The sequence below is a fragment of the Mesorhizobium sp. WSM4842 genome, from assembly GCF_055901575.1.
On the sequence record NZ_CM148372.1, the window covers coordinates 6,503,962 to 6,520,312 of the forward strand.

General features: G+C 61.9%; 14 protein-coding genes. 1 reads left to right on the plus strand and 13 read right to left on the minus strand.

Going from position 1 to position 16,351, the window contains the following annotated elements; translation table 11 throughout:
• Nucleotides 1-12 precede the first annotated feature (12 nt).
• The 11 genes from trbG to glmS form a co-directional block, all read right to left on the minus strand.
• The gene (gene trbG / locus AC0NIE_RS31525) at nucleotides 13-1,038 is read right to left on the minus strand and encodes a P-type conjugative transfer protein TrbG (RefSeq protein ID WP_473489343.1); all 1,026 of its coding nucleotides are present in this window, start codon (nucleotides 1,036-1,038) and stop codon (nucleotides 13-15) included.
• Complete coding sequence (gene trbF, locus AC0NIE_RS31530) at nucleotides 1,028-1,759, minus strand: conjugal transfer protein TrbF (RefSeq protein WP_473489342.1); 732 nt, start codon at nucleotides 1,757-1,759, stop codon at nucleotides 1,028-1,030. Before trbF ends, trbG begins: the two co-directional genes overlap by 11 nt.
• On the minus strand, nucleotides 1,760-3,082 hold the full coding sequence (gene trbL, locus AC0NIE_RS31535) for a P-type conjugative transfer protein TrbL (RefSeq protein ID WP_473489341.1): 1,323 nt from the start codon (nucleotides 3,080-3,082) through the stop codon (nucleotides 1,760-1,762). It abuts the gene before it with no gap.
• 29 nt (nucleotides 3,083-3,111) lie between these two features.
• Nucleotides 3,112-3,837, minus strand: coding sequence for a P-type conjugative transfer protein TrbJ (gene trbJ, locus AC0NIE_RS31540; RefSeq protein ID WP_473489340.1), 726 nt, complete (start codon nucleotides 3,835-3,837; stop codon nucleotides 3,112-3,114).
• Nucleotides 3,834-6,284, minus strand: coding sequence for a conjugal transfer protein TrbE (gene trbE / locus AC0NIE_RS31545; RefSeq protein WP_473489339.1), 2,451 nt, complete (start codon nucleotides 6,282-6,284; stop codon nucleotides 3,834-3,836). Before trbE ends, trbJ begins: the two co-directional genes overlap by 4 nt.
• Nucleotides 6,278-6,550: a VirB3 family type IV secretion system protein gene (locus AC0NIE_RS31550; RefSeq protein WP_008871923.1), complete on the minus strand. Its 273-nt coding sequence runs from the start codon at nucleotides 6,548-6,550 to the stop codon at nucleotides 6,278-6,280. The genes trbE and AC0NIE_RS31550 overlap by 7 nt, the downstream gene beginning before the upstream one ends.
• On the minus strand, nucleotides 6,550-6,858 hold the full coding sequence (locus AC0NIE_RS31555; RefSeq protein ID WP_008871922.1) for a TrbC/VirB2 family type IV secretion system protein: 309 nt from the start codon (nucleotides 6,856-6,858) through the stop codon (nucleotides 6,550-6,552). Before AC0NIE_RS31555 ends, AC0NIE_RS31550 begins: the two co-directional genes overlap by 1 nt.
• Before the next feature lie 11 nt (nucleotides 6,859-6,869).
• Nucleotides 6,870-7,838 carry a P-type conjugative transfer ATPase TrbB gene (gene trbB, locus AC0NIE_RS31560; protein ID WP_473489338.1) on the minus strand — a complete coding sequence of 323 codons (969 nt, stop codon included), beginning with the start codon at nucleotides 7,836-7,838 and terminating at the stop codon, nucleotides 6,870-6,872.
• Nucleotides 7,835-8,248 carry a CopG family transcriptional regulator gene (locus tag AC0NIE_RS31565; RefSeq protein WP_065010491.1) on the minus strand — a complete coding sequence of 138 codons (414 nt, stop codon included), beginning with the start codon at nucleotides 8,246-8,248 and terminating at the stop codon, nucleotides 7,835-7,837. Before AC0NIE_RS31565 ends, trbB begins: the two co-directional genes overlap by 4 nt.
• Before the next feature lie 120 nt (nucleotides 8,249-8,368).
• Entirely contained in the window at nucleotides 8,369-10,399 is a 2,031-nt protein-coding gene (locus AC0NIE_RS31570; protein WP_473489337.1) for a conjugal transfer protein TraG, read from the minus strand.
• Nucleotides 10,400-10,645: 246 nt separating this feature from the next.
• Entirely contained in the window at nucleotides 10,646-12,469 is a 1,824-nt protein-coding gene (glmS, locus tag AC0NIE_RS31575; protein ID WP_473489336.1) for a glutamine--fructose-6-phosphate transaminase (isomerizing), read from the minus strand.
• A 307-nt stretch (nucleotides 12,470-12,776) separates the two neighbouring features.
• Between glmS and AC0NIE_RS31580 the strand changes: the two genes are divergently transcribed.
• Nucleotides 12,777-13,016, plus strand: coding sequence for a hypothetical protein (locus AC0NIE_RS31580; protein WP_473489335.1), 240 nt, complete (start codon nucleotides 12,777-12,779; stop codon nucleotides 13,014-13,016).
• A gap of 407 nt (nucleotides 13,017-13,423) precedes the next feature.
• Here the strand turns inward: AC0NIE_RS31580 and AC0NIE_RS31585 are convergent, their stop codons facing one another.
• Complete coding sequence (locus AC0NIE_RS31585; RefSeq protein ID WP_473489334.1) at nucleotides 13,424-13,750, minus strand: hypothetical protein; 327 nt, start codon at nucleotides 13,748-13,750, stop codon at nucleotides 13,424-13,426.
• A 575-nt stretch (nucleotides 13,751-14,325) separates the two neighbouring features.
• Nucleotides 14,326-16,296 carry a relaxase/mobilization nuclease RlxS gene (gene rlxS, locus AC0NIE_RS31590; protein WP_473489333.1) on the minus strand — a complete coding sequence of 657 codons (1,971 nt, stop codon included), beginning with the start codon at nucleotides 16,294-16,296 and terminating at the stop codon, nucleotides 14,326-14,328.
• Nucleotides 16,297-16,351 lie beyond the last annotated feature (55 nt).

The following is a 16,351-nucleotide window of genomic DNA, read 5'->3' on the forward strand; positions in this document are numbered from 1 at the left end:
AGGCCCCTCTCCTCACCTGCTGGAGCGCGCAAAGAGAGATACGCGACGCGGCGGTTGCCGGCCGTCCGTCCTTGTGATGCGCACCACTTGCTGCTGCTTGGTGCCGAGGCGTAGTTCGGCCGCGGCGAAGAGTCGATCGACAATGTAGTAGTTGCCGCGCATGCGGTAGTTGACGAGCTGGTTGTCCCCGTCAGAGCCGACGATGAAGAGTGGCGGGGCCTCTCCCTGGTCTATGCGGCGCGGGAACTCGATATAGACCTTGCTGCCATCATCGAAGGCTCGCGTCGGTCTCCAGGGCGGTGTGTCGCCCCTAATCGAGTAGCGAAAGCGAATGTTTTCGAGCGCCACGTTCGACGCCACCGGCATGGTAGCCTCGGCCTGAGCGTTGCGCTGGCGGAGCGCGACGATCTGGTCCTCGCTGTACGTCCAGGAGATCGCCGCCATAGCGGTCTTATCGGTGCTTTGAAGCTGCAAGTGGTAGGTGCGTCGTTCCGTGGTGATCACCAGATTGGTGCTAAGCCCCGGCGCGAAGGGTTTTACCAGCACATGGGTGCGCTGGTCGTCACCGGTGCCGCTGACGGTATCGCCGATGACCCAGCGCACCGTGTCGCCGGCCGACACGGCTGTCAGTTTCTCGCCCGGCTGTAGGGCGATATCGGTGACGCGCTCCGGCGCGGCATAGAGCTGATAAAGCGCGCCATCGGTGAAGGGATAGACCTGCACCGCATTGACGTAGCCGTACCGGGTGGGTTGCTGCGTCGCCGCCTTGTTGGCGTCGGCGACGCGTTCTTCAGGAGAGCGCTTGTCGTCGGCGATTTTGCCCGGTTCTGGCTGCAACTGGCCGGGGAGCGGCAACGGCTTTGGCACCTCGACTATCTTGACCGGTGTCTCTGGCGCCTTCTCGATTGCCGCTGCTTTGAAGTCGGCAGCATCATACGAAATCTCAGGCGGCACCGGCTTCGATGCGCAGGCCGAGAGAACTGCTGCCGATGCGGATAGGATCAGCGCGGCACGGAACGATTGGGCTCTATTTGTCATCGGCGGGCTCCTTCGGGGAAACGGATGTCGGTGCGGCACTGTCGAGCTCGCGCGACCAGTCGATGGCGTTGATGAAGACACCGAGCGGATTGTTGCGCAGCTGATCCGTATTGCTTGGCGGGCGGATCACGATGGTGAGGATCGCGGTCCAGCGCGTGGTGCTGGCAAGGCTGCCGCGCTCAAAGACCTGCTCAGTCCATTTGACCTGGAACGAGCTGTCGGATGCCCTGACCACACTGGTCACCTGGACGGACACGCTGCGCGTTCCGATCTGGCCGAAGGGATCGTTCGCCTTGGCGTACTCATTGAGGAAGAGTGCCGCACGGTCGGTGGCAAAGTCGTAAGCCGCCAGCCAGTTCTGCCGCACCAGCACCGGATCAGTGGAGACGGAACGGACATTCTGGATGAAGCGGCCGAGGTGCCAGGCTATCTCGGCGTCGGAGGGCTCGTAGTCTTGGATCGCCGGCGCGACGGCGCGTGCCTCGCCGAAGCGGTCGACCTCGACGACGTAAGGCACAACACGGCTCTGCATCGACTGCCATACGAGTCCGCCAGAGAGCCCGGTCGCCAAGGCCAGACAGCCGAGGGCCATGAGCCGCCAGTTCCTAGCCTGTACTCGAGATGAGCCGATGCGCTCGTCCCATAGCTGGGCGGCCTTTTGATACGGCGTGACCGGTTCGGGTGTCTTGCCGTAACGTTGAACGGGTCGCTTGAACAGCATCTAGTCGTCCTTGTCGTTGAGAGAGGGATTGGCGCTGCCTCCCGGGCTGTCGCCTTCACGGACAGCCTGCATGGCGGCGTGGCGGTGGGCACGGGCGGTCTGTTCGGAACGCAAGCGCCTTGCCCACGTCGGAGCGGTATTATGGTCTGCAGCGGTTGGGTTTCGAGTCATGGACGCGGTGGGCGCACCACCGGTCGCGGTCCATGCGGCTTCCCGGCCGGCATCGGCGCTGCGCCCGAACGTTCCCGCGGCAGCTTTTGCGGCTCGCATCGCGGCGCCGCCGGCGGCACTGGTCACGCCCCGCAATCCAGCAGCCACACCGGACAGGCCGGTGTGGGGCGAGGTTGCTCGCCCGATCTGCCAGGCCGTTAAAGCAGCCGATCCCATCGTTGTGCCGGCCCGAATTGCGGCGAGACTGCCGCCGGTTGCCATGCGCGCGCCAGTAAATGCCGTGCCTCCGGCAACGAGCGATGCACCAGCTGCCGCCGCAGTCGTGCCAAGGGCGGCGCCCGCGCCAAGCTGCGGCGCGCCGGAGACAAGACCCGACGCGATGCCGGGCCCAAAGATGCCGAGCCCAAGCAGCGCCAGCGCGCCCAGCACCTGTGACATGGCCGCGGCCAGGTCCGGCTCCTTGCCTTGCAGCGCGGAAGCAAACTCGCCGAAGAGTGTGGAGCCGATGCCGACGATGACGGCAAGTACCATCACCTTGATGCCTGAAGAGATGACATTGCCGAGCACGCGCTCCGCCAGAAACGCCGATCGATTCCAGAGTGCGAAGGGAACCAGAACAAAGCCGGCAAGCGTGGTGAGCTTGAATTCAAGGATTGTGATGAACAGCTGAATGGAAAGGATGAAGAAGGCGATGATGACCAGGAACCAGGCCATGAGCAGCACGAAGATGGTGAGCGCGTTGCCGAAGATTTCTGGAAAGCCGAGCAGCTGACTTGCCTGATCAAGCAGCGGCCAAGCGCCTTCGAAACCGGTCGCGGCGATGCGGCCCGGGCGCAGGAGATTGTCTGGGGAGAGATTGCCGGAGGACGCGTTGATGCCGAGCCCGGCAAAGGAGCGATAGATGATGTCGGCGAGGTTCTTAAAATTATTCAAGATGAAGGCGAAGACGCCGACATAGAGCACCTTGCGGGTAAGCCGGCCGAGAATGTTGGGCTCGTTGCCGAGCGCCCAGGCCAGCCCGGCCAGCGTGATGTCGATACCGATCAGGATGGTGGTGAGGAAGGCGACGTCGCCCGAAAGCAGACCGAACCCGCTGTCAATGTAGCGGATGAAGGTCTCCATGAAGCGATCGATGACGCCAAGGTCGTTCATGCCGCCGCCTTCCTCGTCAGAGTTGGTGATCAATTGCCGGGATAGGCCGAGCCGGTACCCAGGAAGCGCTTGGTCGTCTCGCGGGCGGCTTCCTCGGACTGCGCCTTGCGCGCGGCATCCTCGGCCTCAGCTCGAAACTGAGTTGCGAGCAGTGTTTGGATCTGCATCTGCTGCTTGGTCGAAAGCGCGATCAGCTGGTTGGTGGCCTGGCTTGCCTGAAGCGCACCGGCTGCCCCTTGGCTGCGGTTGACGAGATCGGCAAGCAGGTCGCCGTCGGCGCGGACGTTCTCGACGATCTGCGACTGGACCCGCATGGTCTGGCGGAACGCCTGCATGGCGGTCTGCCAGCGCTCGCGCGCTGCGGTTGCCACATCGCTGACCTTGATCGTGGCCTCGTAGCTTTCCGGATATTGGCTGCGCCACTGGTCTTGAAGCTTGCCCAGATCAAAGCTGAGGCCACTCGCCTGGTCCATCAAACCGTCAATGCGATGGAGCGAACCGGAGAGTTGGCCCACGGAAGAGAAGTCCAGACGCTGAAGATTGCGCGCCATGTTCTGCAGCATGGTTGCCTGGTTCTGCAGCGACTGGATCTGGTTGTTGATCTGCTCCAGCGCGCGCGCCGCCGTCAGCACGTTCTGCGCATAATTGGATGGATCGAACACGATAAGGGCGTAGGCCGGCTGCACATAGTTGGCCATTGGCTTGGCGATCAGGGAAACGGTGATCAGGCTGGTGAAAAGACGGCGTCCAATCATGAGGATTGCTCCATGTCTGGTTGAGGGAATTGCTGGAGAAGCTCGGCAGCCCAATCGAGGCCGCGCGCGCTCAGAAAGCGGGAGGCAAAGCTGTCTTGCCCGTCTTCGGACAGGATTTTGTCGATCAGGGTCTGAGTCGCCGGATCGGAAGCGCCGCAAAGCGCAAGAGTGATGGGGCCAAGCCCGAGCTCGAAGAGACGGTTTCCGCTACGTGACTGAAGATAGTAGTGGCGCTTCGGCGTGGCGCGGGCGATCAATTCGATCTGCCGCTCGTTCAAGCCGAAGCGCTCGTAGGCTGCCCGCGCTTGCGGTTCCACAGCACGATCATTGGGAAGGAAAATGCGCTGGGGGCAGCTCTCGATGATCGCCGGCGCGATTGAAGAGCCCGCGATATCAGCCAGCGATTGCGTAGCGAAGATCACCGAGACATTCCGCTTTCGGAGCACCTTCAGCCATTCGCGGATACGGGCGGCAAAGAGCGGATTGTCGAGATAGACCCAAGCCTCGTCGAGCATCAGCAGCGTCGGCCGTCCATCGAACCGCTCTTCAAGACGATGGAACACGTAAGTGAGCACAGGCAGCACAGCGCCTTGGCTCTGCATCAGCTCTTCCGTCTCGAAACACTGCACATTCGATAAGGCCAGCCGATCATCATCGGCGTCGAGCAGGCGGCCGAAAGGACCGTCGAGCGTGTAGGGCATCAACGCAGACTTCAGCCCGTTGGACTGAAGCAGGACCGAAAGGCCGGTCAGCGTGCGTTCCTGCGCCGGCGCGGTGGCAAGGCTGGTGAGTGCCGACCAGATTGCCTCCTTCACCTCCGGCGTGACGGTGACATTCTCATGGGCAATGAGGCCGGCAATCCACTCGGCTGCCCAACTGCGGGCAGCCTGGTCGCCGATATTGCGCAGGGGCTGGAAGGCGAGCGCACCGTCAGCACCCAGCGCGTGGTGTTCTCCACCCGTGGCAAGGACTGCCGCGCGCGCCGAATTGCCTTTGTCGAAGACATAGACCTGCGCGCCGGCATAGCGACGGAACTGCAGCGCAATCAGGGCAAGCAGCACCGATTTGCCGGCGCCGGTCGGGCCAACGATCAGCATGTGGCCGACATCGTCGACATGGGTGGATAGCCGGAATGGTGTCGACCCGTTGGTCTCTGCGAACAGAAGTGGCGAGGCCTCTCGCTGGGTGACCTTGTCGAGATGCTCGTTCGCCGCAGGACCTGCCCAGACCGACGACAACGGCATGAGATGCGCAAGGTTCAATGTGTGAACGAGCGGCTGGCGAACATTGGCATAGATATGACCAGGCAGCGAGCCGAGCCACGCCTCGACCGCATTGACGCTTTCGCGGATGGTGGTGAAGCCGAGCCCATTGATGATGCGCTCGACCGCGCGAAGTTTCTCCGCGGCGGCTTGATGGTCCTCATCCCACACTGTCACCGTTGTGGTGAGATAACCGAAGCCGACATGGTCGCCGCCCAACGCCTGAAGGGCTGCGTCGGCATCGAGCGCCTTGTTGTCGGCATCGCTGTCGACCAGCGGGACAGGTTCGTTGGTCACGACCTCGCGCAGGATGGCCGCGATCGATTTGCGCTTGGCAAACCACTGGCGGCGCAACCGTGTCAGCGTCTTCGTGGCTTCCGTCTTGTCGAGCGGGATGAAGCGCGTCACCCAGCGATAGGCGAAATCCTGATGATTCAAGGCGTCGAGAATTCCGGGCCGGGTGAGATTCGGGAATCCGAGGACGGTAAGGGTGCGAAGATGGTGTTCGCCGAGCATCGGCTCCAAGCCGCCGGTAAGCGGCGCGTCGACCAGGATGCCGTCGAGATACATCGGCGTTTCCGGGACAGCGAGTGGATGGCGGCGGGTCGAGATTGTGCCGTGCAGGTAAGTCAGGGTCTCGGCATCGTCGAGCACGCGCACCTCGGGCATGAAACCGGACAAAAGATCGAGGACCCGGTCGGTCTCGTCGCGAAACCGCGCCAGCTCCTGGGGCCAGTCTCTCCCGCCGCCAGATTGGTGTGCGTCAACGAGCGCGCTTTCAGCCCTCGCCCGTGCGTCCGGGGGCGGCATGAACAGCAAAGTCAGGTGATAGCGGCTCTCGTAATGCGCGACCTTGCCCTCGAAGGCCGCGCGTCGTTCTTCATCGACCAGCCAAGACGCGGCGTCGGGAAAGGTTGAGTTAGGATAGCCGAGCGCCTCTATGCGCTCGGCTTCGAAGAACAATGCCCAGCCGGACACGAGCCTTCTCAACGCATTGTTTGCCCGGGCGCAGATGCCGACAAGTTCTGCTTCCGTCGCGCTTTCGAGATCGGGCCCGCGGAACCGTAAGGTCCGCTGAAAGCTGCCGTCCTTATTGAGCACGATGCTGGGCGCGACGAGCGCTGCCCAGGGCAGATGGTCCGCAAGTTTGTCGGCTTTGCTGCGGTATTCTGACAGGTTCAGCATGCCAACCATCCCTTCAGACGAAGGTGACGAACGAGCACGCTGGCGAAGTCTGGATCGCGTCTTGTGGCAAAGACCGCCAGCGTGTGGCCGGCAATCCACAGCACCAGCCCAGCGATCCACTGCTGCAAACCGAGGCCGATAGCTGCGGCCACCGTGCCGTTGAGGATCGCCACCGCTCGCGGTGCACCGCCCAGCAGGATGGCTTCGGTCAATGCCCGGTGAACGGGAACCGCGAAGCCCTCAATATGCTGCTCTCCAGCGACCATCAGACGAGTGCTCCGCCGCCAAAGGAGAAAAAGGAGAGAAAGAAGCTCGATGCCGCGAAGGCGATCGACAGCCCGAAGACGATCTGGATCAGCCGGCGGAAACCGCCTGCGGTGTCGCCGAAGGCAAGGGTTAAGCCCGTGGTGATGATGATGATCACGGCGATAATCTTGGCGACCGGTCCCTGTACAGACTCCAGGATCTGCTGCAGCGGCTGTTCCCAAGGCATGCCGGAGCCTGCTGCGCGGGCTGAGACCGTGAGAACAAGCACGAGCGCGGTGGACGAAAGAAAGCGAAGCTTCTTGCACATGAATTGGCCTTTCAAAACTGCTGAAGTTGCGGGAGCGTCAGTTGGGTGACGGCGTAATCGCTGCTGCCGTCGAGACCGGTGACCTCGGCGATGGCGTCAATGCGGCGCGAGGATCCGCGCCCGGCGATGAAGACAATCAGATCGATGGCATCGGCGATCAGACGGCGTGGTACAGTGACGACGGCTTCCTGCGCGAGTTGCTCGATCCGGTAGAGGGCGGAGCGCGCCGAATTGGCGTGAACCGTTGCGATGCCGCCGGGGTGGCCAGTGTTCCATGCCTTCAGCATATCGAGGGCTTCCGCACCCCGGACTTCGCCGACGACGATGCGGTCGGGCCTGAGCCGCAGCGTCGAACGTACGAGATCGGCAAGCGTCACCGAGCCCCGTCTTGTCCTGAGTGCAACGCAGTCCTTGGCAGCGCACTGCAGCTCGCGTGTGTCTTCGATCAAGATCACCCGCTCGTCGCATTCCGCGACTTCGACCAGCAGTGCATTGGCGAGCGTGGTTTTACCCGACGACGTGCCGCCTGCGACCAATATGTTGCGCCGCTCGCGCACGGCCTTCCTCAGCGCATCGGCCTGCAGCGGCAGCATGATTTGGTCGGCGACATAGTTGGCCAACGTGTAGAGTTTTGCGGCCGGTTTACGGATGGCGAAGCATGGCGCCAGAACGACTGGCGGCAACAGCCCCTCGAAGCGCTCGCCCGAGGGCAGTTCGGCGCTGACGATCGGACTACCCGCATGCGCCTCGGTACGCACATGGGAAGCGACCAGGCGAACGATGCGTTCCGCCTCGGATGGGTGCATATGCACGCCGGTACCGACCCGACCTTCTCCTAGCCGGTCGAGCCGCAGCGCACCGTCGGGATTGACCATCACCTCGACAACAGACGAATCGGCAAGGGCCTCAGCGATTGCCGGGCCCATGGCGGTGCGCAACATGGCACGATGGCGATGGTCGACCTCCGGATGAGAACTCATCCTTCCCCTCCCCCGCCATTATCCGTCCCAAGCGACCGTTTGCCGGAGGCGATCTGGCGGCCCACTTGCTCGACGAATTTGTCGAAGCGCTCCTGGGCAATCGCCTGCGTCGCCCTGTCCGGGACTGGCGTGTGAGCATGAAGCGTGATGGAAAAGCGAATGAAGAGCGCCAGGCTCTCTAGGATCATCTCGACGTCGCGTCTGAGATGACCGAGGTCACGAGAAAGACGGTCGAGCCTTACGCCGTAGCGCCGGTCGAGCTCGTTCTCGCCACGCCGCTCGATAAAGGCCTCGACTGCCTTCGCCACGATCGCTGATTTGGTCGTCGATGGATCGCGGTTGAGGTCGTCCAGTTTCTTGCTCAGGTCGGGTTCGAGCAGAAACTGATGACGAATGCGCTGAGGGCTCATGTGACTCGTTCCAACTGTCCCAGCGCTGTTGCGCGGGCGGGAACGAGCATCGGCGACTTCCTCGAAATTGCTTATGGCCGTTATCTACGCTGATTTGCGCTCTGCCTTCGGCAGCTTCTTTCAGAAGCCGGGCACGATGTCCTTGTTGTCGCCCCTTCCCTCGTTGATGCCATAGGCGCGTGCGGCAGTGGAAATTCGGTCCATCACGCGCCTGTCGGCAACTGCCTCGCTATCATCGTCCGCGGGCTTGAGCAGGTCGTCCCGGTCGGGCTCCAGAGTGACGGCTGTATGCTCTTCAGGCAGACCCGGATGTCGCTGTTGCTGGACACCTCCTTCATCTTCAATTGCCTCGCCCGCGCTTTCGCCGCCGCCAGCAAGACGGCGGTCAACGCCCCGCACCTGCCCGATCCAACAGTCCGGACGCGGTACTGGCCGATCCGCGTAGGCGCCGTCGCGCAATACCGGCGCAGAAAGCACGCGCTCGGTGAAATTTCGATCCTGGTAGTAGCGCAGCTTCTTTGCCCGGATCGGCGGCAGCCCTGAAACCAACACCAGTTCATCGGCTTGCGGCAACTGCATCACCTCGCCCGGTGTCAATAGTGGGCGGGCGGTCTCCTGGCGGCTAACCATCACGTGCGACAGCCAGGGGGCCAAGCGATGGCCGGCATAGTTGCGCATGGACCTCAGCTCCGTCGCCGTGCCGAGCGCGTCCGAAATGCGTTTGGCCGTGCGCTCGTCATTGGAGGAAAAGGCAATCCGCACATGGCAGTTGTCGAGAATGGCATTGTTGTCGCCATACGCCTTGGAGATCTGGTTCAAGGATTGCGCGATCAGATATGCACGGATGCCATAGCCGGCCATGAAGGCGAGCGCGGTTTCGAAGAAATCAAGGCGACCGAGCGCCGGGAATTCGTCCAGCATCATGAGCAGTTGATGGTTCCTGCTCTTCTTAGGATCCCCCTCCAGCCGCTCCGTCAGACGCCTGCCGATCTGATTGAGCACAAGTCGCACCAGCGGCTTCGTGCGCGAGATGTCCGATGGCGGCACGACCAGATAGAGTGACATCGGTCGCTCAGCATCCAGGAGGTCGGCAATGCGCCAGTCGCAGGCTGATGTCGCTGCCGCCACCGTAGGATCGCGATAGAGGCCGAGGAACGACATGGCGGTCGAAAGAACGCCTGAACGCTCGTTCTCCGACTTGTTCAACACCTCGCGAGCTGCCGAGGCCACGACAGGATGGACCTGGGGCTTATCCGCCGCGCCGAGATGGTTGGTCGTCATCATCCGCCGTAGTGTCGCGGCAAACGAGCGTTGCGGGTCGGACAGGAAGGTGGCGACGCGAGCGAGCGTCTTTTCCTCTTCGGCGTAAAGCACGTGCAAAATGGCGCCGACCAAGAGTGAGTGACTGGTTTTCTCCCAGTGGTTCCGCCGGTCCAGCGCGCCTTCCGGATCTACCAGGATGTCGGCGATGTTCTGGACGTCGCGGACCTCGTCTGAACCTTTTCGTACCTCCAGCAGCGGGTTATAGCGCGCCGACCTCGGATCGGTCGGATTGAACAGGAGACAGTAGGAGAACTTCGAGCGCCAGCCGGAGGTCAACTGCCAGTTCTCGCCTTTGATATCGTGAATGACGGCCGAGCCGGTCCAGGACAGAAGAGTTGGAACAACCAGTCCGATGCCCTTGCCTGATCGTGTTGGGGCAAAGGCCATGACGTGCTCGGGCCCGTCATGGCGAAGATAGCGATCCTTCAGCTTGCCTAGGAAAACGCCGGCCGGCCGGAACAGCCCTGCCGTCTCGATCTCGTGAGTCGCGGCCCACCTTGACGACCCATATGTGGTGACCGACCCGAGCTGTCGCGCGCGCCAGAGCGAGCCGGCGATCGCGGCGGCACAGCCCACCAACCCACTGGCGCCGGCAAGCGCACCGGCCTTATCGAAGACCTCGGGCGCATAAGCATCGAAGTGGAACCACCATTCGAACAGTTTCCACGGCTTGTAGATCTGCCAGCCAGCCGCGACTAGCCATGGCGCGCCGAGTGGCGGTTGATGGCCGAGCATGTGGGCGCACCACTGCGTGGCCGCCCATACGCCGAGTATCACGATTGCGAACACGACGGCGATCTGCCCAATCAGCAACTTCGTAGGCGTCATTGGCTTGCTCCGCAGTTCTGGACATGCGGGGCCAAGCATCGCGCGGCGCGATGTGAACTGAAATGCACACTACGCACGACCAGGTGCGATGGGGGAATGGGCAGGATCGCTCAGACTGGAAACTTTCGGTGGAGCAAATATGCTCACTTGGCCGCAGACCTGATCTGCGTCTCGTCGACATCCAAATGCCGGTGACGCTTTGAAGTGTATTTCCGATGGACGCATGCCACCTATGAGCGCGTCACATCATTCGACGGTGACCGATTTTGCGAGATTGCGCGGCTGGTCGACATCTTTGCCCATGGAGACCGCCGTATGATAGGCAAGAAGCTGTATCGGCAGCGAGAAGATCATCGGCGCAATAATTTCGTCGACGGCCGGCAGCACGATCGTATGCATCGTGTCGAGTTTCGACGCAGCGGCCCCATTTTCATCGGTAATGAGGATAATCCGCCCTCCACGGGCGGCCGCTTCCTCCATATTGGAGACGGTCTTGTTGAAAAAACGATCATGTGGCGCGATGACGATCACTGGCATGTTCTCGTCTATCAATGCGATCGGACCATGCTTCAATTCGCCAGCCGCATAGCCCTCAGCATGGATGTAGGAAATCTCCTTGAGCTTCAGCGCACCTTCCATCGCCAGTGGGAAACTGGTGCCGCGGCCAAGATACAGGACACCATGACACTTTGACAGTTCGCGCGACAGGAGCTCGATATCTGGCTGGATGCTGTTCAGTACCCGGCCCATGACTCCCGGCATTTCGGCAAGGCTCCGGACGAGCGCCTTCACCTCATATTCAGTTAGCGTTCCACGGTCCTTGGCAGCGCCGATGGCGAGTGTGGCCAGAACTGCAAGCTGGCACGTGAAAGCCTTGGTGGAGGCGACGCCGATCTCCGGGCCGGCAAGGATCGGGAAGATCGCGTCGGCCTCCCGAGCGATGGTCGATTCGCGGGAATTGACGACAGCGCCGGTTTTCAGCCCACGCCCCTTGCAGTACCTCAGGGACGCGAGCGTATCGGCGGTTTCGCCGGATTGCGAAATGAAAAGAGCCGCCGATTCCGGCGGCAACGGGATCTCCCGGTAGCGGAATTCGGACGCAACGTCGATTTCGACCGGCAGGCGCGCATAGCGCTCGAACCAGTATTTTGCGATCAGTCCGGCCAGATAGGCGGTGCCGCAAGCCGAGATCGCCAGGCTCGGGATGCTGGCGAAATCTATGCTCGAAACCGTATCGACGCGATTCCCTTCGAAGTTGATGTAATGACCGAGCGCACGGGCGATGACCTCGGGCTGCTCGTAAATTTCCTTCTCCATGAAGTGGCGATGGTTGCCCTTATTGGCCAGGTATGCCCCGGCCGTGGAAGTCTGGCGCGGACGTTCGACGGGATGGCCATCGAAATCGAAGATATCGGCGCCTGCCTTGCCGATAACGGCCCAGTCGCCGTCGACGAGATATGTGATTGCATTTGTGAAGGGGGCTAGCGCCATGGCGTCGGAGCCCAGGAACATCTCGCCGTCGCCGTGACCGATCGCCAGCGGTGGTCCATTGCGCGCCGCCATGATGGTCGACGGATCATCCTCGAAGAGAATGGCAAGCGCGTAGGCGCCCCTGACGCGCTTCAGCATGGCGTGCATTGCCTCACCCCGCCCCATGCCCTCCCGGCGGTGTCTTGCCAAGAGATGCACGACGACCTCGGTGTCGGTGTCGGTCTGGAACTCGGCGCCCGCCGCCACCAGTTCGTCCTTCAACTCGGCGAAATTCTCGATAATGCCGTTGTGAACGACGGCCACACCGTCCGTAAAGTGCGGGTGCGCGTTGCGCTCAGTCGGTGCCCCATGCGTTGCCCAGCGCGTGTGTGCGATGCCGATGGTGCCACTCAGCGGCTCTTCCTTCAACCTCGTCTCGAGATTGATGAGCTTGCCCTTGGCGCGCCGGCAGTGCAACGAGCCCTCGGTGATGGTGGCAACGCCGGCTGAGTCGTATCCTCGATATTCGAGACGCTTCAAAGCGTCGACCAACCGATCAGACACCGGCTGATGCCCAACGATGCCAACAATCCCGCACATGATCGTCTCCGAATTCTTCCCGGTAGCCTCAGCCGACCCGAAGGGCACCGCCCGGCGCTGAGCCTCCTAGTAGAATTAGGTAAAACAGGTAAAATCGATTGTTGGGATGGCTGCCATCCAGCCAGTGGATAGAAGAGGACGTGTTGACCAGCGAGAAACGGTACGCGCGGTGCCGGCTTGCGTCCACCAACCGCCAGTTGGGACGAGTTTCCGTAGTCGGCTGAGGCGTAACGATCATCGCAATGTCCGCTTTTTACATGCTGTTGACTCGCCCGGTTAACGGCCCTTAGATCCATTGACTGCTACAATGCTTAGGGTTTTCAAAGTGCCGTTCAAACGGGCCGGTCTATACCCTGCCGATCTCGATCTATGCCAACGGGTATTCGACCAGATATGCAGTGACGAGCATATCGCCCGCTCATCGTTGGAGGCGGACAATCTCGCCCTGGATATTTTGGTCGCGTTGGAAGAAGAGGCTGACGCGGATGAGGCTGAGCTGCTTGAACTCATCAGATCGAAGCGGCGGGCTACTCGTTATCTCCGCTGAGGGATGCAGTCACCGGACCTTCCCTTTGCCTGTTCGACTGCCTTGCTGGCCGCCTTGGCAAACTCCTGCATGTTTGCTCACGCGCACTGTCGGCTGTCTGGAACTTGCGCCAAACTCATCAGTTCTGGACAATGCCAAACAGCGCGTGGCAACGACCCTGACTTCCATCGGCACGCTGACATCCCGGCCGGCGGCTCAACGCCCCTCAAGGCGTGGCCTGGAAGCGTCGCAGCCGGCGCCCGCGGCAGCGCGGCGGCCAACCTTGACTGCGTCTCGACACGAGGTCGGCGCTTCACCGGAAACGACGCAAGGGCAGCGACAAGCACATGCGCAGGAGCCTGCCGCGGCAGTCACCTGAACCAGCAAGCCGCCCCGGGTGTTCTTCCGCTTTCATCCGGGCTTCGCCGTCAACCCAAAGCGGACAGCTGATGTGCTACAAAAACCGGACTACGACAACTTCGGCGTCGAGCTCCGGCCGGAGTTTTCGCCACCACCGGGCCGATCCCCATCTCAAAGAAGTAGACAGCCTCTATAGGGGCGTTTGCGGTTTCGAGTTGGGTTCTCAATGGCAGATAGCTGCGGTGAAGGTGTGGGCTGAGCAATTGCGGGTCGGCCGGAGACATGCGCAGCAGCAGTTCGTTTTTATGTGCCGTTACTGGGTTATAAATCGGCTGCGCACGGTCGCGGTCTTTTGAGTAGGCAAGGCCAATTTTCGAGGTGTTGGGGCTGCTCATGGCTCCCTCCCGAATTGGGACGGAAGCATGATGCTCGCCTACAGCCGACGATGCTCGTAACGTTTATCGCCGATGTCGACATCGTTACACCCGATCGGTGCGACGAGCCTCGCCTTTTCCGAGCATAAGAGCGGTTCACCTCGTCCACCGATCAGCTTGGAAAGCGGCGATACTCTGATGCTCGAAGCGCATGGCCAAACTGCTCGACCTCGTCAGATCGTTCGCGAGCCATTGAAGCGGAGGCGGACTCGTTGCTCGGAATGCCCTTATCCTCATGCCATGTGGAAGGGCATCCACAGCGACAGCAGCCGGGAGGAGCTCTATCCCTTGTTTTTTGTCGAGCTGGTTCAGCAAATGTCCTCGACGTTTGCGCGAGCTCCGGCAAGCTTAACGGCGATCTGGCGCGAGCCCGAGCATCTTGGTTAGAATGGGATCGCAATTGGCCACGGGGCGCGCTGTCGTTGGTCCGATAGACCTACCAGAGCTGGTGGCACTCACGCTCTCGGAGCGCCCTGGTCGAACTCTTGCCGGGCCAGTCCAAGGCACACCGCACTCACGCATGGCTGCCACACAAGTTACGAAACGCTAGGCCCACTCCTTTGCCGACCGATGTTCCAGGAGATACCGTCTCGCTGCACTATGCCAGAAATCTCTTTGCCGACATGCCGCTCGAGCACCGGCCGCCACGGGACGAGCACAAACTCGCGCGATTTCTCGATAAGGGCGTATTTGCCGCTGGCGAGCTCAACTGAGCGGCGGAGAGTGCCTTGTACCCGGTCTCCGGGTCGCACTTCAGCATAGGACAGACCGAGCTCTTCCGAGAGCTGACCGGCAACACGGTTCAGTTCACGCTGGCGGAGGATCGAAATCATGTTGGCGCGATAGACGGTGCGGTCCTGCTCTTCATGCGCGAGACCCTGGGCAATCAGCCATTGCCGCCTGCGGGCTTGCGCCTCCCGCACGTCACGGCCAAAGCCGGAGTTGCGCAGGGCCTCCGGTGAATCGGAAACCATTTCCCGGTCGATCCAGGTGGCACCGTCGAACCCGATTTGCTGATCCAGCGGCATTGATGAGAGCTTGTCGACGACAACAGGCACAGCCATGGCTCGCTTGCGCTCGTAGTCGGCGACTTGGTCGAGATGGTTCGGCGCGATAATCCATGTGCCGTCGGCTTCGCGCCTGACAGTGCCGGTTTCGCGGCGAATGGCTTCCAGACGACGCACATGGGTTTCGGCGAAGCGTTCGCTGGCAGACGGATCATGCTTCAGGTGGATATCAACATTGTAGCGCCCGCCGTGGACGGCAGCGATCTCGGCGACGGTGCGGTCAACCTGCCTCGGCCCGGTGTTTCTCGGCGTGACACAGACGATGCAGCCGTCGGGCGTCGGTTCGGTGGCCTCGCCTTTGCCGACATCGATGTAGTGGCTTTTCCCGTCCACCCCATCCACAATGAGGTAGTGGCGGTCGTTGATCTCGTCGGCAAGCCCGCGCGCCACAAGGCGGCCAACGAAAGGTCGCGCGAGCTGCCCGGATTGATCGTGGATCACACAGTCGGCTGCACTTCGGGATAGTCCTTTACCCGCAATGTCTCGGTGCATCGTCTTGATTATGTCACCGCGCTCGCCGATGCGCTGCAGTGTCGCTTCGAGCTCATCGTCGAGGCGCCAGCGGCCGGAGCTGATCTCCTCGGCCAGACCCATCCGTCCAAGTTTGCGCAGGCGGCCCTGGTGCAGGGTCTGCCGAAAGGCGTCGCGGCCGACCGGAGAAACCAGTCCATCGCTGTCGCGCATGCTGAGCAGCTGCCGGTCGATGCTGGTGAAGCGCTCCTGCTCCATTTCCTGGCGCAGGCGGTGCGCGATCTCGCGATCGGTTCGTGGACCGAAATCGAGGCTGACCAGCTCGGCGGTCCGTTCGCGGATTCCGCTTGAGATATATTCCCGCGCGATGACGAGGTTCTCGCCGCGGTCGTCCTTGCCACGGACGATGATATGGGTGTGCGGGTGGCCGGTGTTGAAATGATCGACGGCAACCCAGTCGAGCTTCGTGCCGAGATCCTCCTCCATCTGCGCCATGAGCCGGCGCGTAAGTGGCTTCAGGTCGTCATACTGGATGCCGTCTTCGGGTGCGACGATGAAGCGGAATTGATGCCGATCGCCATCGGCACGATCAAGGAAGGCCTTGCTGTCGACGCGATCACTGTCGGCGCCGTAGAGCTCGCCAGGCGCGCCTTCCCGGGTAACGCCGTCGCGTTGGATGTAGCGCAGATGCGCACGCGCCCCACCCTGGCCTTTGCCGGCCAGCTTGACGACGCGCGCCTTGACCACCACCCGCCGCTGCCGGAAGGCAGCATACCTGTCGCGTGATTTCAGCAGCGCGGCGGCCGCTCCGCCGCGCCCTGCCCGGCTGCCGTTAAAGCGGCCGCCGCCCTGCGGCCGGCCGCCGGCTCTGTTAATCGCCGCCCGGACCTGGCTGGCGAAGCGTTTGCCTGCCTTCGAGCCGCGCGAACCTATTCTGCCGAGCTTCGGCCTGAATTCGTCACCCTGCATCGTGGCCTCCCAGAAATTTCAAGCAGAGTCAGATACTTGCGTGTCCCACACTCCC